Source organism: Nonomuraea sp. NPDC048892 (genome assembly GCF_040649735.1).
Taxonomy (GTDB): Bacteria; Actinomycetota; Actinomycetes; order Streptosporangiales; family Streptosporangiaceae; genus Nonomuraea; species Nonomuraea maheshkhaliensis.
The window spans coordinates 483,368-508,061 of record NZ_JBEZFZ010000001.1; the positions used below are offsets into that span (position 1 = coordinate 483,368).

The following is a 24,694-nucleotide window of genomic DNA, read 5'->3' on the forward strand; positions in this document are numbered from 1 at the left end:
AGGCCGAGGGGCGAAGGCCGAGGGGCGAAGGCCGAGGGGCGAAGGCCGAGGGGCGAAGGCCGAGGGGCGAAGGCCGAGGGGCGAAGGCCGAGGGGCGAAGGCCGAGGGGTGAAGGCGCTGCGAGGCGGGAGATCTCGGAGTCCGGAGACGAGATGAGTGGCTGCGGCGGGAAGTCAGGGAGCCGAGACAACAGACGGCAGACGACGATCAGAAGCGTGGCGAAGACGGCGCTGCCTTCAACGAGGTAGGCGAGGGAGACGGTGAACGGCCGAGCACCCGGACGAGCGAGACGCCAGAAGGGGCGGAGATGGCGGACGCGCCGGACGGCGGACACCGCGGGAGGCGGACACCGCGGGAGGCGGACACCGCGGGAGGCGGACACCGCGGGAGGGGTTGTGGGGTTCGGAGGTGTGTGGCGACGGTGGAAGGGAGGGCGCACCGGCGAGAGGCATCACGGCGGCAGAAGGGGTTTGCGGTCAAGAAGAGAGGGTGGCGAGGGCGGAAGGGAGGGCAATTTGGGGAGAGGCGTCGCGACGGCGGGAGGGGTTGTGGGGTCCGGAGGTGCGTGGCAGCGGTTGAAGCAAGGGCGAACTGGCGAGAGGCATCACGACGGCGGAAGGGGGTGGGCGGTCAAGTGGAAAGGGTGGCGAGGGCAGAGGGGGGTGTGCGGTCTGGGGAGAGGCGTGGCGACGGTGGAAAGGGCGTGCGGTCGAGGGAGAGCTTGGTGACGGCGGGAGAGACATGGGTCTAGGAGGGGTGTGGCGGCCGTGGGAGGTCGGGGGCGCGGAGGGTGGCCGACAAGACGAAGGGCGTGTGTTTCACGTGAAACACACGCCCGCCCTACCCTCGAACGCTCACTCCTCAGAATCCCGCATCGCCCGCACAGCCTCCGGAGCCATCGTCCCGATGATGCGCTCAAGGTCGTCGATCGTGGCGAACTCCACGACGATCCGCCCCTTCCGCCGCCCCAGGTCCACCTTCACCTTGGTCTCGAAGTGATCCGAGAGGCGGTCGGCCAGATGGGTGAGGCCGGGGGCGGTGGGCTTGGCGGGCTGGCGCTCCCGGGGTGTCTTCTCGGTCCCCGCCGGGCTGCCCGTGGCGCTGCCCGTGGCGACGATCTCCTCCACTGCACGTACCGAGAGGAGCTCGGCGACGATGCGCTTGGCGAGCTTCAGTTGCGCTTCGGGGCTTTTGAGCCCGAGGAGGGCGCGGGCGTGGCCGGCGCTGATGACGCCAGCCGCCACCGTACGCTGGACTTCGGGCGGGAGGCCCAGCAGGCGGAGAGTGTTCGTGATGTGAGAACGGGAGCGGCCGACCTTCTTGGCGAGCTGGTCATGCGTCGCCTGGAAGTCGTCAAGCAATTGCTGATAGGCCGCCGCCTCTTCAAGAGCGTTCAGTTGCTCGCGCTGCAGGTTTTCGATCAGCGCGTCCCGCAAGAGATCGGTGTCCTGGGTGTTGCGCACGATCGCCGGCACCGGATCCAAGCCGACCTGCTGGCAGGCCCGCCAACGCCGCTCCCCCATGATCAGCTCGTACTGACCGCCGCCCACCGAACGGACCACGATCGGCTGCAACAGACCGACTTCGCGGATGGACGCCGCCAACTCCTCCAAGCGCTCCACGTCGAAGACGTCACGTGGCTGACGTGGATTGGGGACGATCGCGGACAAGGCGACCTCTTTGAAGTACGCCCCGGCGATCGGCTTCGGCCCCGTCTCCCCCGTTGAACCGTTAGCAGGGGACGGCGCCGTCCCCGTGCCGTCAACGATGGGACCGGTCGGGATGAGCGCCCCGAGCCCCTTGCCCAATCCCCGCCGCTGCTGACTCACTGCGTCTCCTCATCCAGCCGGTCGATTCCGGTCACTCCAGGAGAGGTTACCGTCGCGGGCCCGACGTAGTGCCCCCTCGCCACACACCGCCCAGTTGGATTTACACCGACACGGTCACAAACCTGCCCAACTCGTGACCGAGCCCCAAGATGCGGATCCAGTGGATGCACCCCGTTTCAGCCCGTGCCCGCATGAGAGTGCCTGCACGCCGGTATCCGCACGGGGTTGCCGCACGCCGATGCCCGCACGCCGGTGCCCCCACGAAGGTGCCGAACGCAGCTCCCCGCGCGTTGGTGTCCGCCGGAGATGCCGCCTGCTGGTGCCCGTGCGTGGATGTCCGCACGGATATGCCCGCGCGAGAGTGCTCACACGGAGGTGCCTGCACGCGGGCGCCTGCAGGGCAGTTCTCACACGTGGGTGCCTGCATGCGGGTGCTCGCGGGGCAGCTCTCACACGGGGATGCCTGCACGGGTTTGCGCAAGAGTCGCAGTGCGGGCCGTCGGTGATGAAGGTGACGATGACCGGCCACCGCATGGGGCGTGACGTGACCCTCGTCCAGGGCCCGAGCGGGGTACTCGCAAGCGGTGCTCATGCGCGCCATCCGGGGACGTTTCCATTCATGCGCAACGCTCAGAGGGCTGTCGGGAGACACCGCTCGCACGGCGGAGCATGGCCGACGCGGCACAGCACCGTCGGCGCGGCAGAGCATGCCCAGCGCAGCACTGCACGGCCGACGCAGCACTGCACGGCTGGCGCAGCACTGCACGGCTGGCGCGGTAGAGCACGACCCAGCACATGGCTCCCCCAAAGCGCGCATGACGACGCCGTCCACGACGCTATGCACCCATGACGATGCCGGGCCTCGGTGCCGTGGGAGCAGGCACCTGGATGCCCCATGGCCAGGGCGAAGGGCTGACGAGATCGTTTCGTCGGGATGGCGCGTCGCGACACCCGCGAACCCGCCCGTCCCCCGCCCAGATCAGCCGGCCTCGGGAGGCCGGCAAGCTCGGACGCCCAGGCGTTCTCAGCGGCGCCACCGCTCAAGCAGCCGAGCGGTGAAGGTCAGGCGACGGTGGCGCGGTGGGCTATCTCGCGGGCCGCGTCCATGTACGCCATCGCCCCACTCGACCCCGGATCGTACGTCATCACCGACTGCCCATAACTGGGCGCCTCCGACAGCCGCACGCTCCGCGGGATCACCGTGTTGAGCACCGTGTCCCCGAAATGCGCCCGTACTTCGTCGGCCACCTGCGACGCGAGCCGGGTGCGGCCGTCGTACATCGTCAGCACGATCGTCGACAGGCGCAGCGTCGGGTTGAGGTGAGCCTTGATCAGGTCCACGTTCCTGAGCAGCTGCCCGAGGCCCTCAAGGGCGTAGTACTCGCACTGGATCGGGATCATCACCTCGTCCGCGGCCACCAGCGCGTTGACGGTCAGCAGGCCGAGGGACGGCGGGCAGTCGATGATGATGTAGTCGAGCTCCATCGCCTCGTACGCCGCCAGCGCCCGCCGCAGTCGCGCCTCTCTGGCCACCAACGAGACCAGCTCGATCTCAGCACCAGCAAGATCAATGGTGGCGGGAGCGCAAAAGAGGTTCGGCATCTCCGGCACCTGCTTGACGATGTCCGCCATGGGGAGATCGTCCACGAGCACCTGGTACACGTCGGGCACATCGCCACGATGCTCGGTCGCCAGGGCGGTGGAAGCGTTGCCCTGGGGGTCGAGGTCCACCACGAGGACTCGCTGGCCGTGCATCGACAGGGCGGCGGCGATGTTGACCGAAGTGGTCGTCTTGCCCACGCCACCCTTCTGGTTGGCCACGGCGACCACTCTGGTCTTGGACGGGCGCGGCCAGGTGCCGTCGCCATCGCCGGAGGTTTCGCCGGTCTGGGCGGCCGTCTGGGTTGCAGATGTTTCACGTGAAACCACTGAGCTGAGCGCCTCTCGTACCAACGGCGAATCACCGGGGTTCAGGGGGGTCTGGGTCACGTTCGCCATCCTTTCAACCAGTGGTGTGCCGGTGCCGGGAATTTGCTGTCGCGACACGCCCATTTCGGGCCAGCCAACTCCGGTTGGGCTCTCAGACGGACGGTTGTCCGGCCAGCCAAGACCACTTGACGCGACTGGCACAACCGTCACCTCCTTCGTCGCCGCCTGGCACGCTCCGGCGCGCGACCCGCTACCACCCGAACCAATGTTGCAGGCGGCTCGACCTTACCGTGCCCGACGGTCACAAGCTCGGCCGTTCGTGCTCCGCTGGCCTGCAATTGCGACTGTGCCTCGGCGAGTTCGCCGGCGGCCCGCTCCCCCTTCATGGCGATCAGCTCGCCGCCCTCACGCAGCAGCGGCATCGCCCACGTGAGGAGGCGGTCGAGCGGCGCGACCGCACGAGCGCTGGCCACGTCGAACTCGCGCTGCCCGGCCAGCTCCTCCGCCCGGCCGCGCAGCACCTCGACGTTGTCGAGCTTGAGCGCCTCGACACATTCCTCCAGGAACACGGTACGACGCAGCAGCGGCTCCAGCAGCGTAACCGTGATGTCCTGCCGGACGATCGCCAGCACCAGCCCGGGCAGCCCGGCGCCGGAGCCGATGTCCACCAGCCGCACCTCCTCCGGTACGGCCTCGGCCACGACGGCGCAGTTGAGCAGGTGGCGATCCCAGATCCGGGGCACCTCCCGCGGACCCAGCAGCCCGCGGACCACGCCGGGTCCCGCGAGCAGCTCGGCGAACGCGCGTGCGCGATCCCAAGCCTCCCCGACGAAGACGTCCCGCGCTATTTCCGGAGGCTCCGGAAGCTCATCGCTCACTGGTCGGTGGCCTTTCTGGGGCTGGTCGCCCATGCTCGGTGTTTCGCTGGAACGGGGTTCGCCGCCCGGTCTCGTGACCCCCGACGCGAAAGAAGCGGGGTCAACACGGTAAGGCGACGGTGTCTGAGAGTCCGGTCTTCACCCAAGGCTAAGGGTGAGATCACAAGGGAAGACTATCGGGCCCGGATGAAGGTGGCCTGTGAGCACGCCGTCAGCCAACCCTGGGTGTGCGGGTGCTCCTGGTCCCGGTACCCCTTCCAGGTGCGGCCGACCCCTCGGTCCGGGTGAGCTCCTCGGTGCTGCCGACCCTCCGGTGTGCGACCGGCCCCGCTGAGGGTGGACACCCGATCTGAGCGGCTTCCCGAGTGGGTGATCCGCGGCGCCGACTGCCGGCCGCTCCTCCGTACCGGGACAAAGGCTACGTACCAAAACAGAAGGGCAGGAACGCGAAACGGCCGTCTGCCGCGCGCGACGGCGGGCAGACGGCCGGATCGGATGGCGGGACGCGCCTCAGGCGGGCAGGACCACCACGTACCGCTGCGGCTCCTCGCCTTCGGACTCGCTGCGGAGCCCGGCGGCGGCCACCGCGTCGTGGACGATCTTGCGCTCGAACGGGGTCATCGGCTGCAGCGACTTGGGCTCGCCGCGCTCCTTGACCTGGTTGGCGATCTCGGTGCCGAGCTTGGTGAGCTCGGCCCGGCGCCGCTCGCGGTAGCCCGCCACGTCGAGCATCAGCCGAGAGCGCTCCCCCGTCTGCCGGTGCACGGCCAGACGGGTCAGCTCCTGCAGCGCCTCGAGGACCTCTCCGGCCGGCCCAACCAGCTCCGTGCCTTTCAGCCCGACGACGGAGACCAGGGCGCGATCGCCTTCGACGTCCATGTCGATGTCGCCGTCGATGTCGGCGATGTCGAGAAGCCCTTCGACGTAGTCGGCAGCGATTTCGCCTTCCTGCTCCAGCGCATTGAGATCAGGAGCCTTCTCCTGCTCGGCCTCGGTCATGGCCGGCCTCTCCTTCGTGTTCACGACTTCTTGCTGCCGGTGCGCTTGCTGCGGCTCTGCCTGCTCGGCTGCTGTCTGATGATCTTAGGCTCCGGAGGGGGCGGAGGGGCCTGTTCTTCCGGAGTGGTCTTGCGGAGCTTGGCGATCAGACCGGCCTTCGGCTCGACCGGGATCACGTTGCCCTTGGCGTCGTACTGCGGCATCGGGTGGCGGCTGTAGAACCAGTGCTGCTGACCGAGGGTCCACAGGTTGGTGGTGACCCAGTACATGATCAGACCGAGGGGGAAGTTCAGGCTGAAGAAGGCGAACAGCGGCGAGATGTACATGAGGATCTTCTGCTGCTGCGCCATGGGGTTGTCCGGCATCTGCGCCATGGAGCGGGTGACGCTCTGCCGGACGGTGAGGAACGTGGTCAGCGAGCTGACCGCGACGAAGATCCCCAGGACGATCTTGGTCTGGATGTTGCCGGCCCCGAACGTCTGGAGCTGCGCCTCCGACATGAAGAAGTTGGCGGGCAGCGGCGCGCCGAAGATGTGCGCCGCCCGGGCGCTGTCGACCAGCTCCTGCGTCATCCCGTACTTGGCGTGCCCGTCGGCCATGTTGTGCAGCACGGTGAACATGGAGATGAAGATCGGGAACTGGGCCACGACCGGGAGGCAGCCGCCGAGCGGGTTGGCGCCGGCGCCCTGGTAGAGCGCCATGACCTCCTGGTTCATCCGCTGCTTGTCGTTCTTGTAACGCTTGCGCAGCTCCTGAACCTTGGGGGCGAGTTCCTGCATCTTCCGCGACGAGCGCATCTGCTTCAGGAAGAGCGGGAAGATCAGGATCCGCATGAACACGGTCAGCGTGATGATCGTCAACGCCCAGGTCAGCCCGCTGTCCGGGTTGAGGACCGTGCTGTATGCAGTATGGATCCAGATGATGACTTGGGCTACGGCTTGGTACAGCCAGCTCAGCCAGGACAGCTCCACCGAGCTATCTCCCTTGCGTTTCGTGGGACCGGACCGGGCGTGGGGGCACCGGGTCAATACCTCCGGGATGGAATGGGTGGCACCGCCCGATGCGCCGGACAGTCAGCCAAATGCCGCGCAATGCTCCATGTACGGCGATCGCTTCGAGTCCGTACGCGCTGCAGGACGGGTAGAACCGGCAGCGTGGACCGAGCATGGGGCTGATGAACGCCCGATAGAACCGGATGGGGACGATCAGCGCCCGGGCCGCCAGGCCCGGCGCCGCCCCTTGCGGTTGCTCCGTCATCTCTGTCCACCCGTCGAGGACTCGCGCCGCCTGAGCAAACGAGCCAGCGCGAGATCGAGTTCGGCGGCCAGTTGCTCGAATCCCGCGGACGCGGCCGGTGGATTGGCGCGTACCACAAGCAGGCTACCTCGTGGCAGCGCGTCGAGACGGTCCCGCATGAGGTGTCGAAGCCGCCGCTTGACCTTGTTCCGGGTCACTGCGCCACCGACGGCCTTGCTCACGACGAAACCGACCCGGGGTGGCTCTTCCCCGGAAATGGTGAAATGCACCACGAGAGTCGGGCGGCCGGCGCGTTTGCCGCGCTTGACCGCCGCATCGAACTCCTCCCCGCGGCGCATGCGGGATTGACGGGACAGCACCGTATACGTCTAACGCCCGCCGGTATGAGGCACCGGCGGGCTGCTAACGCGAGGGACGATCAGGCCGACAGCTTCTCGCGGCCCTTACGGCGGCGAGCGGCGAGGATGGCGCGACCGGCCCGGGTGCGCATCCGCAGCCGGAAGCCGTGGGTCTTCGCGCGGCGACGGTTGTTCGGCTGGAAAGTACGCTTGCTCACGGGTGGGCTCCAGGCTTGATGGTGCGCCACGAAGGCGCCTAACACTCATGGATGGCCTGCCAAGGAAGCGAGGGCACGGCAAATAGCCGTCGCGTGACAAGCCGACCGTCGTACGTTACGGGGCAAGCACCGTCCAGGTCAAACCGGACCGGTTATCCACTAATCCACAGGCCACTTGTCCACCGCCGGCCCCACGTCCACAGTATGTGTACCCAGCTACCACTAGGCTGTGGACAACGTCTTGAACACAGCTGTGCACATGGATACTGTCGGCCCTTCCAGGCCCGCTCAAGCGCTGTGGACAGTCTGTGGATCTCCTGTGGAGAGCGTGGGCGGGATGCCCGGCCGCCACGTGTGGACGAAGGGCCGTCGATCATCAGCGGGCGGTCGTGCCATGTGGATAAACGATCGCGGGGGGCCGCGAGATGGAGGAGGGGAACCGCACCATGAACGGTGTCGACCTCGGCACGGTATGGGCGAGCGCCCTGAGCAACTTCCTCAACGAGAACGTGCCCATCCAGCAGCGCACCTGGCTGTCGATGGTGCGTCCGATCGCCCTGGCCAACGACACGATCGTGCTCGGCGTCCCCAACGACTTCCTCAAGGACCTCATCGAGGGCAAACTGCGCCCGCTGGTCGCGCACGCGCTCTCCCAGGAGCTCGGCCGGACCATGCGCCTGGCCGTGATGATCGACACCACGGCCCCCGAACAGCCGACGGTCGACTCTCATCAACAGCCTGTGACTCAGAGTTATCCCCAGGGTGTGGAGAGTCAGCTGCGTTATGCACAGCCCGCGCAACCGCAGCACAACCCGGCTTCCGAGCCCCCTCAGTTCTATTCTCCACAGCCCGAGCCGCCGCAGATATCCACCGAATATCCACAGCAGGGCTTCTCTTTTGAACAGGCGCAGCCGTACACACCGCCTGTGGAGAAGACGCCGGAACCGGCGCCCAATCGGTGGGAGGCGAAGAGCAACAAGCCCAGCGAACCGGCCAGGCTCAATCAGAAGTACACATTTGAGACATTCGTCATCGGTGCCAGCAATCGCTTCGCGCACGCGGCGGCGGTGGCGGTGGCCGAGTCGCCGGCGAAGGCGTACAACCCGCTGTTCATCTATGGAGACTCCGGGCTGGGCAAGACGCACCTGCTGCACGCCATCGGGCATTACGCCCAGAGCCTGTACGACGGCGCCCGGGTCAGATACGTGAGCTCCGAGGAGTTCACCAACGACTTCATCAACAGCATCCGCGACCACAAGGCCGACGGCTTCCGCGGCCGCTACCGGGCGATCGACATCCTGCTCGTGGACGACATCCAGTTCCTGGAGGGCAAGGAGCAGACGCAGGAGGAGTTCTTCCACACCTTCAACACGCTGCACAACGCCAACAAGCAGATCGTCATCTCCAGCGACCGGGCGCCCAAGCAGCTCATCACGCTGGAGGACCGGCTGCGCAACCGGTTCGAGTGGGGCCTGATCACCGACGTCCAGCCGCCCGAGCTGGAGACCCGGATCGCCATCCTGCGCAAGAAGGCCATCCAGGAGGGCCTGGCCGCGCCGCCCGAGGTGCTCGAATACATCGCCAGCCGCATCTCCACCAACATCCGTGAGCTGGAGGGCGCGCTGATCAGGGTCACCGCGTTCGCCAGCCTCAACCGGCAGGGCGTCGACCTGCAGCTGGCCGAGGTGGTGCTGAAGGACCTCATCACCTCGGAGTCCGACACCGAGATCACCATCGCGGCGATCATGAACCAGACCGCTCAATACTTCGGCATCAGCATCGACGACCTGTGCGGCACCTCCCGCAGCAGGGCGCTCGTCAACGCCAGGCAGATCGCGATGTACCTCGCCCGCGAGCTGACCGAGCTGTCGCTGCCGAAGATCGGCCAGCAGTTCGGCGGCCGCGACCACACCACCGTGATGCACGCCGAGCGCAAGATCCGCTCGCTGATCGCGGAGCGCAGGTCGATGTACAACCAGGTCAACGAGCTGACAATGCGGATCAAGCAGACACAGCGTGGATCTTGAGTTCATACACAGCCTGTGGAAAACGCTGTGGACCAGCGCAAACGCAAAAATTCACTCGCCGTTCGCCCGGCAATGGTGGGAAAAATCCGTCCACATTGGTTGGGGACAAGGGTGGGGACATCCTGGGGAGAACCTGGGGACTACCAGTGGACAGTGTGTGGACAGACTGTGAACAACGGATCTGGGGCTCCAGAAGGGCCCGTTTTACCCCGTGGACAACCTGTGGAAACCTCGTGGATAACCCCGGTCTGACGGTGGATGAAGGCACCATGATCTGGGGACGGCCTGTGGGCGAAGAATCGTCATCCCCAGGCGCGGAAGTTCTCCCCAGGCGTCACCCACATCCCCAGTGGATGAAAATATGGCCGCTGACCAGCCAAGACGCCGGTTGTCCACAGTTCCCACAGCCCCTAGTGTGATGACCTCTATATCTCTAACTAGGAAACTCAAAGACCCATAGAGGGGTTCTCCCGGAGCGCGAGTCCGGGAGGGTGGATCCTTGAGATCCTTGAATCAACGACGACCCAGGAGGCTGATGACCGTGATGTTCCGAATCGAGCGAGACGTCCTCGCTGAGGCGGTGGCATGGACGGCACGCAGCCTCCCGGCGCGTCCGTCGGTGCCCGTTCTCGCCGGCATGCGCCTGGAGGTCACGGAGGGGACTCAGCTCAAGCTCTCCGGATTCGACTACGAGGTCTCCGCCGAGGTGACGCTGGAGGTCCACACGGGCGAGCCGGGCGTCGTGCTGGTCTCGGGCAAGCTGCTCGCCGAGATCACCCGCGCCCTTCCCGCACAGCCTGTGGACTTCGTGGTGGACGGAGCCAAGGCCGTCGTCACGTGCGGCAGCGCCCGCTTCACCCTGCTGACCATGCCTGTGGAGGACTACCCGTCCCTGCCGGCCATGCCCCCGGCCGCCGGCCGCGTCGGCAGCGACGTGTTCGCCTCCGCCGTCGGTCAGGTCGCCGTCGCCGCGGGCCGCGACGACACGCTGCCGATGCTCACCGGCGTACGGATGGAGATCGAGGGTGACACGGTGACCCTCGCCGCGACCGACCGCTACCGCCTGGCCGTGCGCGAGCTCAAGTGGCAGCCGGACCAGCCCGACTTCTCCGCCATCGCGATGATCCCCGGCAAGACCCTCGCCGACACGGCCAAGGCGCTCGGCGCGACCGGCGCGGAGGTCGAGATCGCACTGAGCTCCGCAGGAGGCACCGGCGAGGGCATGATCGGCTTCTCCAGCGCCGGACGCCGTACGACGACGCGCCTGCTCGACCCCGAGTTCCCGAAGTACCGCTCGCTGCTGCCGACCGAGTTCTCCGCCCGGGCCGACCTGTCCACAGGCCCGTTCGTCGAGGCGGTCAAGCGCGTGGCCCTGGTCGCCGAGCGCAACACCCCCGTACGGCTGGCGTTCAAGAGCGGCGAGGTCGTGCTGGAGGCCGGCAGCGGCGACGAGGCGCAGGCCGTTGAGGCGCTTCCGGTGGATTACGAGGGAGATGAGATGAACATCGCCTTCAACCACCAGTTCCTGCTGGAAGGTCTCGGGGCCATCGACTCCGACGTCGCGCGGCTGCAGATGACCACGTCCACGAAGCCCGCTATCCTCACCGGTGGCAAGCCTGTGGAGGACCAAGCCACCACGGACTACCGTTATCTGATCATGCCCATCCGCCTGTCAGGCTGAACCGGTCGTCGGGAATGATGGAAGCCTGACAAGGGGGTAGAGGACAGTCATGCAGATCGGCATGGTGGGACTGGGCAAGATGGGCGGCAACATGGCCGAGAGGCTGCGCCGCGGCGGTCACGAGGTGATCGGCTACGATCGCGACCCGGCGGTCAGCGACGTCGGCAGCCTCAAGGAGCTGGCCGAGCGCCTCGAGACGCCGCGTGCGGTCTGGGTCATGGTCCCGGCGGGCAAGGCCACCCAGAGCACCATCGACGATCTCGGCGAGCTCCTCAGCGAGGGCGACCTCGTGGTCGACGGCGGAAACTCCCACTATGTGGATGATCAGAAGCACGCCGCCGAGCTGTCCAAGAAGGGCATCGGCTTCGTCGACTGCGGCGTGAGCGGCGGCGTCTGGGGCCTGCAGAACGGCTACGCGCTCATGTGCGGCGGCGACAAGCCCGACGTCGACCGCCTCATGCCGATCTTCAACACGCTCAAGCCTGAGGGCGAGGACGGCTTCGTCCACGCCGGCGACGTCGGCGCGGGGCACTTCGCGAAGATGGTCCACAATGGCATCGAATACGGCATGATGCAGGCCTTCGCCGAGGGCTGGGAGCTGCTCGAAGCCTCCGACGTGGTGAAGGACGTCAGGGGCTCCTTCAGCAGCTGGCGCACCGGCACCGTGATCCGCTCCTGGCTGCTCGACCTGATGGTCCGGGCGCTCGACGACGACGAGCACCTCGAACAGCTGCGCGGCTACGCCCAAGACTCCGGCGAGGGCCGGTGGACGGTGCAGGCGGCGGTCGACCACGCGGTCCCGCTGCCCGTGATCACCGCCGCGCTCTACGCCAGGTTCGCCTCGCGGCAGGACGACTCCCCCGCGATGAAGGTCGTGGCGGCGTTGCGCAACCAGTTCGGCGGCCACGCCATCACCTCGGCCGAGGGCGGCACCGAGAAGGGCGCGGACTCCCCCGGCGCCGACGTGAAACCGCCGCGCGAGGCCGAGCGCTGACCGTGCGGGCCGTCCTGACCGTTCCGGCCGCTCTCCGGTCCGGAACCCCGCGCCGCCGGCGTCCGACAGCGAGGTTTTCCACAACGGCCAGGGTTTTCCACAAGAACGCATGCCGGTGACCCCGGTGACCCGCGAGGCCCACTAACCTTCGTGGGGTGCATGTCGCCCACCTCTCGCTGACCGACTTCCGGTCCTACGCGTCCGTGGAGCTCGGCCTGGAGCCGGGCGTCACGGCCTTCGTGGGGCCCAACGGCCAGGGCAAGACCAACCTGGTCGAGGCCCTCGGCTACGTCGCGACGCACTCCAGTCACCGGGTGGCGGGCGACGCGCCGCTCGTACGGCAGGGCGCCGCCAGGGCGATCGTGCGCTGTGCCGTCCAGCGGGACGACCGGCGGGCGCTCATCGAGCTGGAGATCAACCCGGGCCGGGCCAACCGCGCCCGGCTCAACCGCTCCCCCGTGTCCAGGGCCCGCGACGCCATCGGCCTGCTGCGCACCGTCCTGTTCGCCCCCGAGGACCTGTCGTTGTCCAAGGGCGACCCGTCCGAGCGCCGCCGCTTCCTCGACGACCTGCTGGTGGCCAGGGCCCCGAGGTTCGCCGGGGTCCGCGCCGACTACGACCGCGTGCTGAAGCAGCGCGGCGCCCTGCTGCGCACGGCCGCGCAGGCCCGCAGGGGCAGCAGGAGCGCCCGGCGGCAGGAGGGCGACAGCGGGTTCGCGGCGGCGGGCGCGGGCGACGTGCTGAGCACTCTGGAGGTCTGGGACGCCCACCTCGCCCGGTACGGCGCCGAGTTGCTGCGGGCCCGCCTTGAGCTCATCGAGGCGCTGCGTCCGCTGGTGGCCGGGTCCTATGCCGCGCTGGCCCCGTCGAGCGCTCCGGCGACCCTCGCCTACCGCAGCACGTTGTCCACAGGTGGGGACCAGGCTGAGGGTGATCAGGAGGGCGAAGTCCCCGGTGAGCGGGGATCTTTCGATATACAGACGTTATCCACAGACTTGGGGAAAACCCTTGAAGAACGTCTGCGGGAGCGGCTATTGGAGGTCCGCCAGTCGGAGCTCGACCGAGGCGTCACCCTCGTCGGGCCGCACCGCGACGACCTGATCCTCGGCCTCGGCGACCTGCCCGCCAGGGGCTATGCCAGCCACGGCGAGTCGTGGTCGTTCGCGCTGGCGCTCCGGCTGGCCGCCTACGACCTGCTGCGGGCCGACGGCGGAGACCCCGTGCTGATCCTCGACGACGTGTTCGCCGAGCTCGACAGCCAGCGGCGGCGCCGGCTGGCCGAGATCGTCGCGCCGGCCGAGCAGGTGCTGATCACCGCGGCCGTGGCGGACGACGTGCCGGGGGAGCTGGTGGGAGGCAGGTACGACGTCGCGGAAGGGAGCGTGACCCGTGTCCGATGACGACAAGCCCGGCGTCGGCGCCGGCCCGCAGGCGGGCGCCGACGCGGGCGGCACGAGCGGATCCGGGGCCGTCAGTGACGGAGCTGTCGGGAACGGAGCCGCCGGATCCGGGGCCGGTCGTCCACAGGCTGGGGACAACGGCACGGCGGCCAGGGGCGTGGCGCTGGCGCGGGAGAAGCTGGCCCAGGCCAAGGCCGACGCCGCCAAACGCGGTCAGCTCCCCCGGCGCGAGCCCAGACGCAAGGCGACGGGGCCGCGCAGAGACAGCGGCGATCCCCAGCTCTTCGGCCGCGCCATCGCCGACCTGCTGGCCGACCGCGGCTGGGAGCGCTCGGCGGCGGTCGGCGCGGTGTTCGGCCGGTGGGCCACCATCGTCGGCCCTGACCTGGCCATGCACACCAGACCCGAGTCCTTCGACGACGGCGAGGTGCTGATCGCGGCCGACTCGACGGCCTGGGCGACGCAGGTGCGGCTGCTCGCGCGCACCCTCGTGCGCAGGCTCAACGAGGAGCTCGGCGACGGCACCGTGACGAAGGTCAAGGTCAGAGGCCCGCAGAACGCGCCCCGGCCGTCAGGCGGGTTGCGGGTGACCGGAAGCCGGGGTCCCGGCGACACCTACGGCTAGCCTGTCAAGGGCGATCAGACCGCCGCAGACGCGATAAGCCCCCTTTCCGGAGGGGGGATGCTCGGCAGGGGGCAAAACGAGCTAGAGGGCATCACAGGCGCGTTCATTGCCACCTTGACCCTCCGGAAGCGGTAGAATGAAAAAGGATTCCGGACACGTCCGCTTGCGTGTCACCCCGGCAGCAAGCCGACTCCCCCGGGTGACCGCGCATCGGGGCACTCACGACGGTGACGGGCACGGCAGGGGCAGCTTTCGAACGTTGAACGCCTACCCAGCCGCGTGTCCGCGGCAGGAGGATTTCGCAGTTGTCCTACGACGCTAGCTCAATCACCGTACTCGAGGGGCTTGAGGCGGTTCGCAAGCGCCCGGGTATGTATATCGGCTCCACCGGCGAGCGCGGCCTTCACCATCTCGTCCAAGAGATCGTGGACAACGCGGTGGACGAGGCCCTGGCAGGTTACGCGACCAAGATCGACGTCACGCTGCTCGCCGACAACGGCGTCCGCGTGGTCGACGACGGCCGAGGCATCCCCACCGGCATCCACCCGGTGGAGAAGATCTCCGCGGTCGAGGTGGTGCTGACCACATTGCATGCGGGCGGCAAGTTCGACAGCCAGTCGTACGCGGTCTCCGGCGGCCTGCACGGCGTCGGCTCGGCCGTCGTCAACGCGCTGTCCACCGCCATGGAGGTGGAGGTCAAGCAGAAGGGCCACTACTGGCGCCAGCGCTACGAGATGTCCAAGCCCACGGCCCCCCTGGCCAAGGGCGAGGAGACCGACGAGACCGGCACCACGATCACGTTCTGGCCCGACCCCGACGTCTTCGAGACCACCACCTGGAACTACGAGACGCTTTCGCGACGCTTCCAGGAGATGGCCTTCCTCAACAAGGGCCTGACGATCTCGCTGGTCGACGAGCGCCCCGACCACATCAACGGCGAGCCGCACTCCGTCTCCTACCACTACGAGGGCGGCCTGGCCGACTTCGTGCAGCACCTCAACGCCAAGAAGGAGCCGGCGCACGCGTCGATCATCTCCTTCGAGGAGGAGAGCGACGGCCTCGCGGTCGATATCGCCATGCAGTGGAACAACTCCTACTCGGAGTCGGTCTACAGCTTCGCCAACGTCATCAACACCGCCGAGGGCGGCACCCACGAGGAGGGCTTCCGCGCGGCGCTGACGTCCATCGTCAACCGCTACGCGCGCGAGCAGAAGTTCCTCAAGGAGGGCAAGGACGACAACCTCTCCGGCGAGGACGTCCGCGAGGGGCTGACCGCGATCATCTCGGTCAAGCTGTCCGACCCGCAGTTCGAGGGGCAGACCAAGACCAAGCTCGGCAACACCGAGGCGAAGTCGTTCGTCCAGAAGGCCTGCAACGACCACCTGCGTGACTGGTTCGAGCGCAACCCCGGCGAGGCCAAGGACATCATCAACAAGTCCTTGCAGGCCTCACGCGCCCGCATCGCGGCCCGCCAGGCGCGCGACCTGACCAGGCGCAAGTCGCTGCTCGAAGCGGGCAGCGGGCTGCCGGGCAAGCTGGCCGACTGCCAGTGGAACGACCCGGAGAAGTGCGAGCTGTTCATCGTCGAGGGCGACTCGGCCGGCGGCTCGGCCAAGGGCGGCCGCGACTCGCGTTTCCAGGCGATCCTGCCCATCCGCGGCAAGATCCTCAACGTCGAGAAGGCGCGGATCGACAAGGTCCTGAAGAACAACGAGGTCCAGGCGCTGATCACCGCCCTGGGCACCGGTGTGCACGACGAGTTCGACATCACCAAGCTGCGCTATCACAAGGTCATCCTCATGGCCGACGCCGACGTCGACGGCCAGCACATCAACACGCTGCTGCTGACGCTGCTGTTCAGGTTCATGAGACCGCTGATCGAGGCAGGTCACGTCTACCTGTCGTGCCCGCCGCTGTACAAGATCAAGTGGGACCGGAAGGGCGAGGACGCCTCCTACGCCTACTCCGACAGCGAACGCGACGCGGTCATCGCCGAAGGCATCGCCAACGGCAAGCCCGACCCGCGGCCCCGCGACAACGTACAGCGCTTCAAGGGACTGGGCGAGATGAACGCCGGCCAGCTCTGGGAGACCACGATGAACCCGGAGACCCGGCTGCTGCGCCTGGTCACGCTCGACGACGCGGCCCAGGCCGACGACCTGTTCAGCGTGCTGATGGGGGAAGACGTGGAGGCGCGGCGCGACTTCATCATCCGCAACGCGCGCGACGTGCGCTTCCTCGACGTTTAGCCACAAGAAGGACCTTTACCTGTGACGGACGTGAACACCACTCCCCCGGCTGACCGCATCGAGCCTGTGGACATCCAGTCCGAGATGCAGCGCAGTTACATGGACTACGCGATGTCCGTCATCGTGTCCAGGGCGCTGCCTGACGTGCGCGACGGGCTCAAACCGGTGCACCGGCGGGTGCTCTACGCGATGTACGACGGTGGCTACCGTCCCGACCGCGGCTACTTCAAGTGCGCCCGCGTCGTCGGCGACGTGATGGGCACCTACCACCCACACGGCGACACCTCGATCTACGACGCGCTGGTCCGCCTGGCGCAGTCGTGGTCGCTGCGATATCCGCTGGTCGACGGGCAGGGCAACTTCGGCTCGCCCGGCAACGACCCGGCGGCGGCGATGCGTTACACCGAGTGCAAGCTCGCGCCCATCGCCATGGAGATGCTGCGGGACATCGACAAGGAGACCGTCGACTTCCGCCCCAACTACGACGGCAAGTCGCAGGAGCCCGACGTCCTGCCGGCGCGCATCCCGCAGTTGCTGGTCAACGGCTCGGGCGGCATCGCCGTCGGCATGGCCACCAACATCCCGCCGCACAACCTGCGCGAGGTCGCCAGCGCGGTCAAGTGGGCCCTGGAAAACCCGGAGGCCAGCGAGGAAGAGCTGCTCGAAGCGGCCATGAGGCTGGTCAAGGGGCCCGACTTCCCGACCAAGGCGCTCATCGTGGGCCGGCGCGGGATCGAGGACGCCTACCGCACCGGGCGCGGCTCGATCACCATGCGGGCCGTGGTCGAGGTCGAGGAGGACAAGGGCCGGCAGGCTCTGGTCGTCACCGAGCTCCCGTACCAGGTCAATCCCGACAACCTCGCGCTGAAGATCGCTGAGCTGGTGCGCGAGGGCAAGCTGACCGGCATCGCCGACGTCCGCGACGAGAGCTCGTCGCGGGTCGGGCAGCGCCTGGTCATCGTGCTCAAGCGCGACGCGGTCGCCAAGGTCGTCCTCAACAACCTCTACAAGCACACCCAGCTCCAGGACACCTTCGGCGCCAACATGCTGGCGCTGGTGGACGGCGTGCCGCGGACCCTGCGGCTCGACCAGTTCATCCGCCACTACGTGGCGCACCAGATCGAGGTCATCGTCCGCAGGACCCGCTACCTGCTGCGCAAGGCCGAGGAGCGGGCCCACGTCCTGAGCGGCCTGCTGAAGGCCCTGGAGCGGCTCGACGAGGTCATCGCCCTGATCCGGGCCTCCGAGTCCGCCTCGCACGCCCAGCAGGGCCTGATGGGGCTGCTGGACATCGACGAGATCCAGGCGCAGGCCATCCTCGACATGCAGCTGCGCAAGCTGGCCGCCCTGGAGCGGCAGGCCATCCAGGACGAGCACGACGCGCTGATGACCCAGATCGCCGAGTACAACGCGATCCTGGCCAGTGAGAGCCGCCAGCGGGAGATCGTCAACGACGAGCTCGCCGAGATCGTCGGCCGCTACGGCGACGAGCGCAAGACCGAGATCATCGCGTACGACGGCGACATGTCGATCGAGGACCTCATCGCCGAGGAAGAGATCGTCGTCACGATCACCAGGGGCGGCTACGCCAAGCGCACCCGGACCGACCTCTACCGGGCGCAGAAGCGCGGCGGCAAGGGCGTGCGCGGCGCGCAACTGCGCCAGGACGACATCGTCGACCACTTCTTCGTCACCACGACGCACCATTGGTTGCTGTTCTTCACGAACAAGGGCCGGGTCTACCGCGTCAAGGCGTACGAGCTGCCCGACGCGGGTCGCGACGCGCGGGGCATGCATCTGGCGAACCTTCTCGCCATGCAGCCCGACGAAACAGTCATGGAGGTTCTCGACCTACGCGACTACAACGTCGCCCCCTATCTCGTCCTCGCCACCCGCAGCGGGCTGGTCAAGAAGACGCGCCTGTCCGAGTACGACTCCCCCAGGTCCGGCGGTCTGATCGCGATCAACCTGCGGGACGACGACGAGGTCATCGGAGCCCGCCTGGTCTCCGAGTCCGACGATCTGCTGCTCGTCTCCAAGGGCGCGCAGTCGATCCGGTTCACCGCCTCCGACGAGGCTCTGCGGCCCATGGGGCGGGCGACCAGCGGTGTCATCGGCATGAGGTTCCTCGAGGGTGACGAACTTCTGGCCATGAATCGCATCGCCGACGGTCAAGATGTGCTTATCGCCACGAAGGCTGGGTACGCAAAACGGACGCCAGTGGATCAGTATCCGGTTCAAGGACGTGGCGGTAGGGGTGTGCTGACTGCGAAAATCGTATCTTCCCGTGGCAAGCTGGTCGGAGCCGTCATGGTCAACCCAGAGGACGAGGTCTTCGCGATCACGTCCGCCGGCGGGGTGATCCGGACGAGTGCCGGCGAGATCAAGCAGTCCGGCCGCCAGACCATGGGAGTGCGATTGATGAATCTCGCCGAAGGCGACAGCGTGGTAGCCCTCGCCCGGAACGCGGAGTCCATGGAGACTCCGATGGAGAGTGAGGAAGACGGGGGAGGAGAGTAAATCATGAGCGCCCAGGGTGGCACCGCCAGGACAAAGGCGGCTGCGGGTAACGGTCAGCAACCGAAGAAACCCGCAGAGACCGAAATATTCACGCCGGTCGAGGAAGGCAAGGACACCTCGCCCGCGCAGGGCCGGCCCCTGCCCGGGCAGGAGGCCGGCAAGCCCGCGCCTCCTCAGCCCGGTCCTCCGCCCGGTGGCGGGCCCAATGGTCCCGGTGGGCCTGGCGGGCCTGGTGGGCCTGGTGGGCCTGGTGGGGCGCAGCCGCCGGAGGGCAACGAGACCGTCCGGTTGCGTCCGTCACTGGCCACCGAGGCCCCGCCGGCCCTCGAACTGCCCAAGAAGAAGTCGTCCAACTCCGCGGGGGGCCGGCTCCCCCGCAAGGCACACCTGGTCCTGCGCCGCGTCGAGCCGTGGTCGGCCATGAAGTTCAGCTTCGTGGTCTCCCTCGTCTGCTTCGTGGTGCTGTTCGTGGCCGTGGCCGTCCTGTACGGCGTGCTGTCGGCACTGGGCGTCTTCGACTCCATCGTCGACCTGGTCAACCAGCTCGGAAAGGGCGAGCAGGGCCAGAGCTCGATCCCGATCGACATCGCCACGTGGTTTGAGCCGGTACGCATCCTCGGCTACACGGCCCTGATCGGGGCCGTGAACGTCGTCCTGATCACGGCCCTGGCCACCTTGGGCGCGGTCATCTACAACATCGCCTCCGACCTGGTGGGCGGCGTTGAAGTGACGTTCAGCGAGGCCGAATAGGCATGGAGGCTCGCGCCGCGCGCACGGATCGCGCGGCGCGAGCAGCCTGCCGGACGCGGTAAGCTCTTCTCGTCCGAACAACCGGTTCGCCTCACTGGGGCGAATGCGATAACGTTCGGTGTGCGAGCGGGGCTATAGCTCAGACGGTTAGAGCGCTTCCCTGATAAGGAAGAGGTCCCAGGTTCAAGTCCTGGTAGCCCCACATAGTCCACAAGCCATTTCCGTAAATCGGAAGTGGCTTTTTGATCTTCTGAGTGCCTATGGGGTTGTCGCTCACCGAGTGACGTCCGTGAGCGGCACACCGTTCGCTGTGGCGGAACGGGCACACGCCTATGTGCGGGTTGCAGATGATCTGCGGGAGAAGATCCGCTCCGGCACGCTCACCGCCGGGGCTCGCCTGCCGGCCCACCGCGTCATGGCCGAGGAGTACGACGATGCCGTAGAAAGGCTGCTCAGCGGGTGCCTGCCGCACCTCGAAGGGGAACTTGCACCGCCCGGTCTCGTCTCGCCGACCCGCCTTCAGCACCCCGAGCAGGAACGCGGGCGCGCCGATCGCGAGTACCAGGAGCAGCAGTCCGTTCCTTGATCGTGGAGATCAGGCGTTTCGACTGAAGCATCCGATCAGGAAGATGCCTCAGGCTGAAGTCCTGGTAGTGCACCTAGTTGACCAACGACGAAGCCACTGTCCGGTATTCGCAGAGTGGCCCTTTTGCTGAGTGCGTGACCCAGTCTGGCACCGGCTGGCGGGATCACGCCCTACGAGTCGACGGCGGTGTGCCGTAGGACACCGGGGTGGAGCCGGAAATGGGCTGTCCCCGATGTCCTCGGTGAGGGCAGAAACGCTGAGGGCCTCTCTGGCGTCGACGTGCTCTGAGAGGGTCAGGACATATGCGCTGGGGCTTCTGCGTTGCTCAGGGCGTCTCCTGCTCAGCCTTGATCGCCTTCACCGGCCCTTGCGCCCCGCCAAGAGAAGAGCGTCTTCAGCCATTGGAGCAGGGAGCGGCGGTTCGGCCTAGCTTTTGCTTGAAGAGCTCGGTTCCTCCGGCGGCTCTTCTGTTTCCGAAGAGGGCGGCTGAGGCGGGGCTTCCTCGACGACGGGAGTGGAGTGCACCTCCGGCTCGGGTGTCGCTGCGCTCCCCTGGGTGAGATCGGTCAGGCTCTGGAAGAGGCGTGCGCTCGCTTGGTAGGCGGCATCCGCGCTGATCGCGATCTGTTCGTGTTTGATCCGCTGATGTTCAGCGATCTCTTCGTGGGAAGTGGTTATGCGTTTCGCCAGTTCTTCTTGGGTGGCTACCATGCGTCCGACGTCCTCGCGGAGCAGTGTGAGATCAGCGCCAGTAATCACCCGACGCGCCTCTTCGGTCTCCTGCTGCTCCACCAGGCCCCGCAGGTGCGACAGCTTTGCCTGGAGTGCCTGAAGACCCTCGTAGTAGTCGGTGGCCGTGGTGGCGATGCTCTCGTTCCAGCCGTTCTCGTTGCAGTGGGCCTGGAGATCTTTCGCTGCCTGCGTGGCCGATGTCAAGGCTTCGGTCTCTGAGTCGATCTTGGCTTTGGTCCATTCGAAATTGGGCATGAATGTGCTTCCCCCTGCTTCCAGGAATCGATGATCGGGAAGAGTGGCACCCCCAACTATCGGCCTGAAGCAGTTGATCGGAAAGCCTGGCCCTTCGACATATTCGCTGATCCGGGCGGACGGTCCCACCATGAGTGCCGTCCTGACTCTGGAGCAAACAGGAGCTAACAATAGCGGTCGGCATACATGTGGTCTTTGTGTGTTCGCGCTGTGGATTTGTGTGTGCGGATTTCAGGGATACGGCTTGTCTTCCATTCCTGCGGCGCTGTCGTTGGTGTCAGGGGTGCGGAGGCGGAGGTGGTGGCGCTGGGCCTTGGTGCGGTTGCCGCAGCGGCTCATCGAGCACCAGCGGCGTCTGCCTCCTTGTGAGCGGTCCACGAAGCGCAGGCCGCAGCGGTCGGAGGCGCAGACGCGTACGCGGGTCACTTCTGGAGAGACCAGGAGGTCGATGGCGTCGCGGGCGATGAGGCCCAGGGCGGCGGTCGCGTCGTTCACCGGGGTGTCGGTGCTGCTCGTTGTGAGGTGGTCGTCGGTGATCGTGAGTTGGAGGAGGGGGCGGGGTGCGGCCGCGACCGTTTCGTTGATCAGGTTGATGTCGTCCTGGGTGGGGAGGCGTCCTTCGGCTGTGGTCAGGACGGCGCGGTCGATGGCCTCTCGCAGGAGTCGGGCCTGGTGCAGTGTGGCGTCGCTTGGGCTGGGGAGACCTTCCGTTGCCAGCAGGCCGGCGCCGTGGAGCCAGCGCGTCAGGTCTGAAGGGTCGACGAGGGTTTCGTGGGGCACGCTCCAGCGGTCGCGGAGGGTGTTCGCCAGGTCGAGACACACCCGGCCGCCGTCCCGGATCCACTCGTCGGTCGGTGCCATGTCTTCCATTGTCGTCTCGAAAGCGCGTGCTAACGTCTCTAACCCTATGAAAAGGTTAGATGAAGAAGGAGCGCGTTCATGGAAGTGAAGGCCGGTACGGCCCTTGTCGATGGTGTTCGGCTGCACTACACGCGGGCCGGGTCCGGGCCGCTGGTGGTGCTGTTGCATGGGTGGCCGCAGACCAGTCTGTGTTGGGAGCCCGTGCTCGGGCGACTGGCTGCCGATCACACGGTCGTCGCCCCGGACCTGCGTGGGTACGGGCACAGCGACAAGCCCGCGAGTGGCTACGACAAGCGGCGGATGGCGATGGACATGGCCGGGCTGGTGAGGTCGCTCGGCTTCGACCGGGCGTCGGTGGTGGGGCACGATCGGGGCGCGCGGGTCGCGCATCGCTGGGCGCTCGACCGGCCCGAGCAGGTCGAGCGGCTCGCCGTGCTCGACGTGGTTCCCACTCGTGAGATGTTCCGCCGGATGGACGGGTTCGTCGCGGCGGGCTACTGGCACTGGCTGTTCCACCTGCAGCCGGACCTGCCTGAGCGGCTGGTCGGGAATGATGTTCGTGGGTATTTGGAGTACTTCTTCGAGCGTTGGAGTTACAACCGGGACGGGCTGACTCCGGAGGCGGTGGACGCCTACGTGCGGGCGTTCTCCAGGCCCGGTGCGCTGCGGGCCGGGTTCGACGACTACCGCGCTCACGAGCAGGACCTCGCGCTGGACGACGAGGACGCCGCCGCCGGCCGGCGGCTGACGATGCCGGTGCTGGCGCTGTGGGGGTCCGTGGGGCTGCCTGCTCGGCTGCCTACGTTGGAGATCTGGCGTGAGTACGCCGATGACGTGACCGGGGCTCAGATCCCGGAATGCGGCCATTTCATTCCTGAGGAGCGGCCGGAGGTTCTTCTGGACCACCTCCGGGACTTTTTGGCCTGACTTCCTGAGCTGATTTCCGCCGGGCCGTCGTGGGCTCGTCGGCCTGGCGGGTCGTGCCGGTCGCTGTGCGGTTCGTCGGGCATGGGGCGGGACGTGCGGGTGGTGGGTGGTTATTCTGGGCCTTCTTCGATCTTGTACTGCTTCGATGTTGGGGATGGCCCATGAGTGATCGTGATCTGTTTGTCTATGTGTGGTTAGCCGGTGCTTTCGCGCTCGCCGTCGCCATTCTCGGCGTGGTTTTCGGCAACGTGGCGAGAGAGCCGGGATTCGCGATCTCCTGTGCCCTGATCGGCATCGGGTTCATGGTCGGTGCGGTCGCTCTTGCCATTTACGGGCAGCGCGACAAATGAGCGAACGTTATGACGAGGTGATCGGGGCCCTGCGGGCAGCTTACGACGGGGGCGCTGAGCGTCGGGACGGCGCGGGTAAGCAGCGGTGGAAGCTGGCGGAGCGGGAGGCGTTCCTGGGCCGGGTTCTGGACGACGGTGGCGGGCGGTTGCTGGAGGTCGGTGCCGGGACGGGTCAGGACAGTGTGTTCTTCCGGGACGGCGGGCTGGACGTCGTCGCCGTCGATCTGTCGCCCGTGATGGTGGCGTTGTGCCGGGAGAAGGGCCTCGACGCTCACGTCATGGATTTCCTGGGGCTCGACTTCGAGCCGGGGTCGTTCGACGCGGCGTACGCGCTCAACTGTCTGCTGCACGTGCCCAACGCTGATCTGCCGGCGGTGCTGGAGACCGTTCGTACGGTGCTGCGGCCTGGTGGGCTGTTCTTCCTCGGTGTGTACGGCGGCGGCGCCCTGCACGGAGAGGGGATCTTCGAGGGGGACGATCACGAGCCGCCCCGGTTCTTCTCCTTCCGTGGGGACGAGGAGTTGCAGGAGTTCGCCGGGCGGGTGTTCGAGATCGTGGACTTTCATGTTGTCGGAGCGGATGAGACGCGGTTCCAGTCGTTGACCCTGCGTCGTCCGCGGTAGGGCTCAGGGGCCGACGTCGAGGAAGATCCACTTCTCTTCGCGGTTGTCTGCCCCGGGTAGCGGCGATCCGTCCGGGATCGAGATGACGACCTCGTCCACGTACTCCGTCGATGGGCCTCTGTCGAAGACCGTGTTTTCGAGCGCCTGGGTGGACAAGGCCAGGAGGAGCAGGGTGCCCGCGAACACGGCCCAGCGGGTGAGGCGGCGGCGGGTCGCCCTCGTCAGGGGCTCGCGTGGGGGGCGGGGCGCGGCCGGTGGGCGGTCCAGGACGGAAGGCTTGGGGGTGAAGCGCTTGAGGTCCGCGGCTGTGGGGGTGCCGAGGATCGGGACGGGGGCCGGCCGTTCGACTGGGGGCTCGGGGCCAAGGGTGGCGCGGGTGATGGGGATGGTGGGCGGTGGTTGGGTGATGGTGTCTCGGGGGCGGCGTCGTGCTGCCAGGAGTGCCGCCACGAGTGCCACGGCTGTCGCTAAGGCCGCTGCGAGGGTGAGCCGGGCTGCCCGGGAAGTCGTTAATCGCCGCACGTCCGGCAGGGTAGCTGGTTTCGATCATCATGGAGATCACGAATGGGGGTGGGGACGTGCGGACGGCGGGTGATATTCGGGTGGATACGACGCGGTTGTCCGTTCGGGAGGTTGTCGCGCCGGTGAGAGAGGTCTGGGTCTCCC

At 67.3% G+C, this 24,694-nt stretch carries 23 protein-coding genes and 1 tRNA gene; 13 read left to right on the forward strand and 11 right to left on the reverse strand.

All coding sequences use genetic code 11. From position 1 onward, the window contains the following. Nucleotides 1-854: 854 nt before the first annotated feature. The 8 genes from AB0C28_RS02365 to rpmH form a co-directional block, all read right to left on the reverse strand. A complete protein-coding gene (locus tag AB0C28_RS02365; protein ID WP_358072812.1) occupies nt 855-1,829 on the reverse strand; it encodes a ParB/RepB/Spo0J family partition protein in 975 nt (324 codons plus the stop codon). Nucleotides 1,830-2,891: 1,062 nt separating this feature from the next. Further along, entirely contained in the window at nt 2,892-3,827 is a 936-nt protein-coding gene (locus AB0C28_RS02370; protein ID WP_357840675.1) for a ParA family protein, read from the reverse strand. Nucleotides 3,828-3,964: 137 nt separating this feature from the next. Further along, nucleotides 3,965-4,669 carry a 16S rRNA (guanine(527)-N(7))-methyltransferase RsmG gene (rsmG, locus tag AB0C28_RS02375; protein WP_357839681.1) on the reverse strand — a complete coding sequence of 235 codons (705 nt, stop codon included), beginning with the start codon at nt 4,667-4,669 and terminating at the stop codon, nt 3,965-3,967. 477 nt (nt 4,670-5,146) lie between these two features. Then, the gene (locus tag AB0C28_RS02380; protein WP_346109300.1) at nt 5,147-5,635 is read right to left on the reverse strand and encodes a R3H domain-containing nucleic acid-binding protein; all 489 of its coding nucleotides are present in this window, start codon (nt 5,633-5,635) and stop codon (nt 5,147-5,149) included. Nucleotides 5,636-5,655: 20 nt separating this feature from the next. Further along, the gene (yidC, locus tag AB0C28_RS02385) at nt 5,656-6,606 is read right to left on the reverse strand and encodes a membrane protein insertase YidC (protein ID WP_346109209.1); all 951 of its coding nucleotides are present in this window, start codon (nt 6,604-6,606) and stop codon (nt 5,656-5,658) included. A gap of 4 nt (nt 6,607-6,610) precedes the next feature. After that, nucleotides 6,611-6,892 carry a membrane protein insertion efficiency factor YidD gene (yidD, locus tag AB0C28_RS02390; protein WP_357839678.1) on the reverse strand — a complete coding sequence of 94 codons (282 nt, stop codon included), beginning with the start codon at nt 6,890-6,892 and terminating at the stop codon, nt 6,611-6,613. Next, on the reverse strand, nt 6,889-7,251 hold the full coding sequence (gene rnpA / locus AB0C28_RS02395) for a ribonuclease P protein component (protein WP_357839675.1): 363 nt from the start codon (nt 7,249-7,251) through the stop codon (nt 6,889-6,891). Before rnpA ends, yidD begins: the two co-directional genes overlap by 4 nt. 59 nt (nt 7,252-7,310) lie before the next feature. Further along, nucleotides 7,311-7,448, reverse strand: coding sequence for a 50S ribosomal protein L34 (gene rpmH, locus AB0C28_RS02400; RefSeq protein WP_043614899.1), 138 nt, complete (start codon nt 7,446-7,448; stop codon nt 7,311-7,313). A gap of 446 nt (nt 7,449-7,894) precedes the next feature. On the opposite strand from rpmH, the gene dnaA reads away from it, so the two are divergent. The 10 genes from dnaA to AB0C28_RS02450 all read left to right on the forward strand — a co-directional run bounded on the left by dnaA (nt 7,895) and on the right by AB0C28_RS02450 (nt 20,280). Continuing rightward, complete coding sequence (dnaA, locus tag AB0C28_RS02405; protein WP_346109215.1) at nt 7,895-9,475, forward strand: chromosomal replication initiator protein DnaA; 1,581 nt, start codon at nt 7,895-7,897, stop codon at nt 9,473-9,475. A gap of 541 nt (nt 9,476-10,016) precedes the next feature. Next, on the forward strand, nt 10,017-11,156 hold the full coding sequence (dnaN, locus tag AB0C28_RS02410) for a DNA polymerase III subunit beta (protein WP_357840672.1): 1,140 nt from the start codon (nt 10,017-10,019) through the stop codon (nt 11,154-11,156). 49 nt (nt 11,157-11,205) lie between these two features. Continuing rightward, nucleotides 11,206-12,150, forward strand: coding sequence for a phosphogluconate dehydrogenase (NAD(+)-dependent, decarboxylating) (gene gnd / locus AB0C28_RS02415; protein ID WP_358072815.1), 945 nt, complete (start codon nt 11,206-11,208; stop codon nt 12,148-12,150). 155 nt (nt 12,151-12,305) lie between these two features. Beyond that, nucleotides 12,306-13,550: a DNA replication/repair protein RecF gene (recF, locus tag AB0C28_RS02420; protein ID WP_358072817.1), complete on the forward strand. Its 1,245-nt coding sequence runs from the start codon at nt 12,306-12,308 to the stop codon at nt 13,548-13,550. Further along, nucleotides 13,540-14,175: a DciA family protein gene (locus AB0C28_RS02425; RefSeq protein ID WP_358072820.1), complete on the forward strand. Its 636-nt coding sequence runs from the start codon at nt 13,540-13,542 to the stop codon at nt 14,173-14,175. The genes recF and AB0C28_RS02425 overlap by 11 nt, the downstream gene beginning before the upstream one ends. A 305-nt stretch (nt 14,176-14,480) precedes the next feature. Further along, the gene (gene gyrB / locus AB0C28_RS02430; RefSeq protein ID WP_357839660.1) at nt 14,481-16,424 is read left to right on the forward strand and encodes a DNA topoisomerase (ATP-hydrolyzing) subunit B; all 1,944 of its coding nucleotides are present in this window, start codon (nt 14,481-14,483) and stop codon (nt 16,422-16,424) included. A 21-nt stretch (nt 16,425-16,445) separates the two neighbouring features. Further along, complete coding sequence (gene gyrA, locus AB0C28_RS02435) at nt 16,446-18,944, forward strand: DNA gyrase subunit A (protein WP_357839657.1); 2,499 nt, start codon at nt 16,446-16,448, stop codon at nt 18,942-18,944. Nucleotides 18,945-18,947: 3 nt separating this feature from the next. Further along, a complete protein-coding gene (locus tag AB0C28_RS02440; RefSeq protein WP_358072822.1) occupies nt 18,948-19,694 on the forward strand; it encodes a DUF3566 domain-containing protein in 747 nt (248 codons plus the stop codon). A gap of 128 nt (nt 19,695-19,822) precedes the next feature. Beyond that, a tRNA-Ile gene (locus AB0C28_RS02445) sits at nt 19,823-19,896 on the forward strand. 87 nt (nt 19,897-19,983) lie between these two features. Continuing rightward, a complete protein-coding gene (locus AB0C28_RS02450) occupies nt 19,984-20,280 on the forward strand; it encodes a GntR family transcriptional regulator (protein ID WP_358072824.1) in 297 nt (98 codons plus the stop codon). A 426-nt stretch (nt 20,281-20,706) separates the two neighbouring features. Here the strand turns inward: AB0C28_RS02450 and AB0C28_RS02455 are convergent, their stop codons facing one another. Both AB0C28_RS02455 and AB0C28_RS02460 read right to left on the reverse strand, forming a co-directional pair. Beyond that, nucleotides 20,707-21,267 carry a hypothetical protein gene (locus tag AB0C28_RS02455; protein WP_358072826.1) on the reverse strand — a complete coding sequence of 187 codons (561 nt, stop codon included), beginning with the start codon at nt 21,265-21,267 and terminating at the stop codon, nt 20,707-20,709. A 231-nt stretch (nt 21,268-21,498) separates the two neighbouring features. Next, entirely contained in the window at nt 21,499-22,128 is a 630-nt protein-coding gene (locus AB0C28_RS02460) for an ABATE domain-containing protein (protein WP_358072828.1), read from the reverse strand. Nucleotides 22,129-22,206: 78 nt separating this feature from the next. On the opposite strand from AB0C28_RS02460, the gene AB0C28_RS02465 reads away from it, so the two are divergent. The 3 genes from AB0C28_RS02465 (at nt 22,207) to AB0C28_RS02475 (ending at nt 24,028) form a co-directional block, all read left to right on the forward strand. Beyond that, nucleotides 22,207-23,055: an alpha/beta hydrolase gene (locus tag AB0C28_RS02465; RefSeq protein ID WP_357839644.1), complete on the forward strand. Its 849-nt coding sequence runs from the start codon at nt 22,207-22,209 to the stop codon at nt 23,053-23,055. Between the two features lie 161 nt (nt 23,056-23,216). Then, entirely contained in the window at nt 23,217-23,405 is a 189-nt protein-coding gene (locus AB0C28_RS02470; protein ID WP_357839641.1) for a hypothetical protein, read from the forward strand. After that, entirely contained in the window at nt 23,402-24,028 is a 627-nt protein-coding gene (locus AB0C28_RS02475) for a class I SAM-dependent methyltransferase (RefSeq protein ID WP_358072830.1), read from the forward strand. The genes AB0C28_RS02470 and AB0C28_RS02475 overlap by 4 nt, the downstream gene beginning before the upstream one ends. A 3-nt stretch (nt 24,029-24,031) precedes the next feature. On the opposite strand, the gene AB0C28_RS02480 is transcribed toward AB0C28_RS02475, so the two are convergent. Next, complete coding sequence (locus AB0C28_RS02480; RefSeq protein WP_358072832.1) at nt 24,032-24,550, reverse strand: hypothetical protein; 519 nt, start codon at nt 24,548-24,550, stop codon at nt 24,032-24,034. Nucleotides 24,551-24,694 lie beyond the last annotated feature (144 nt).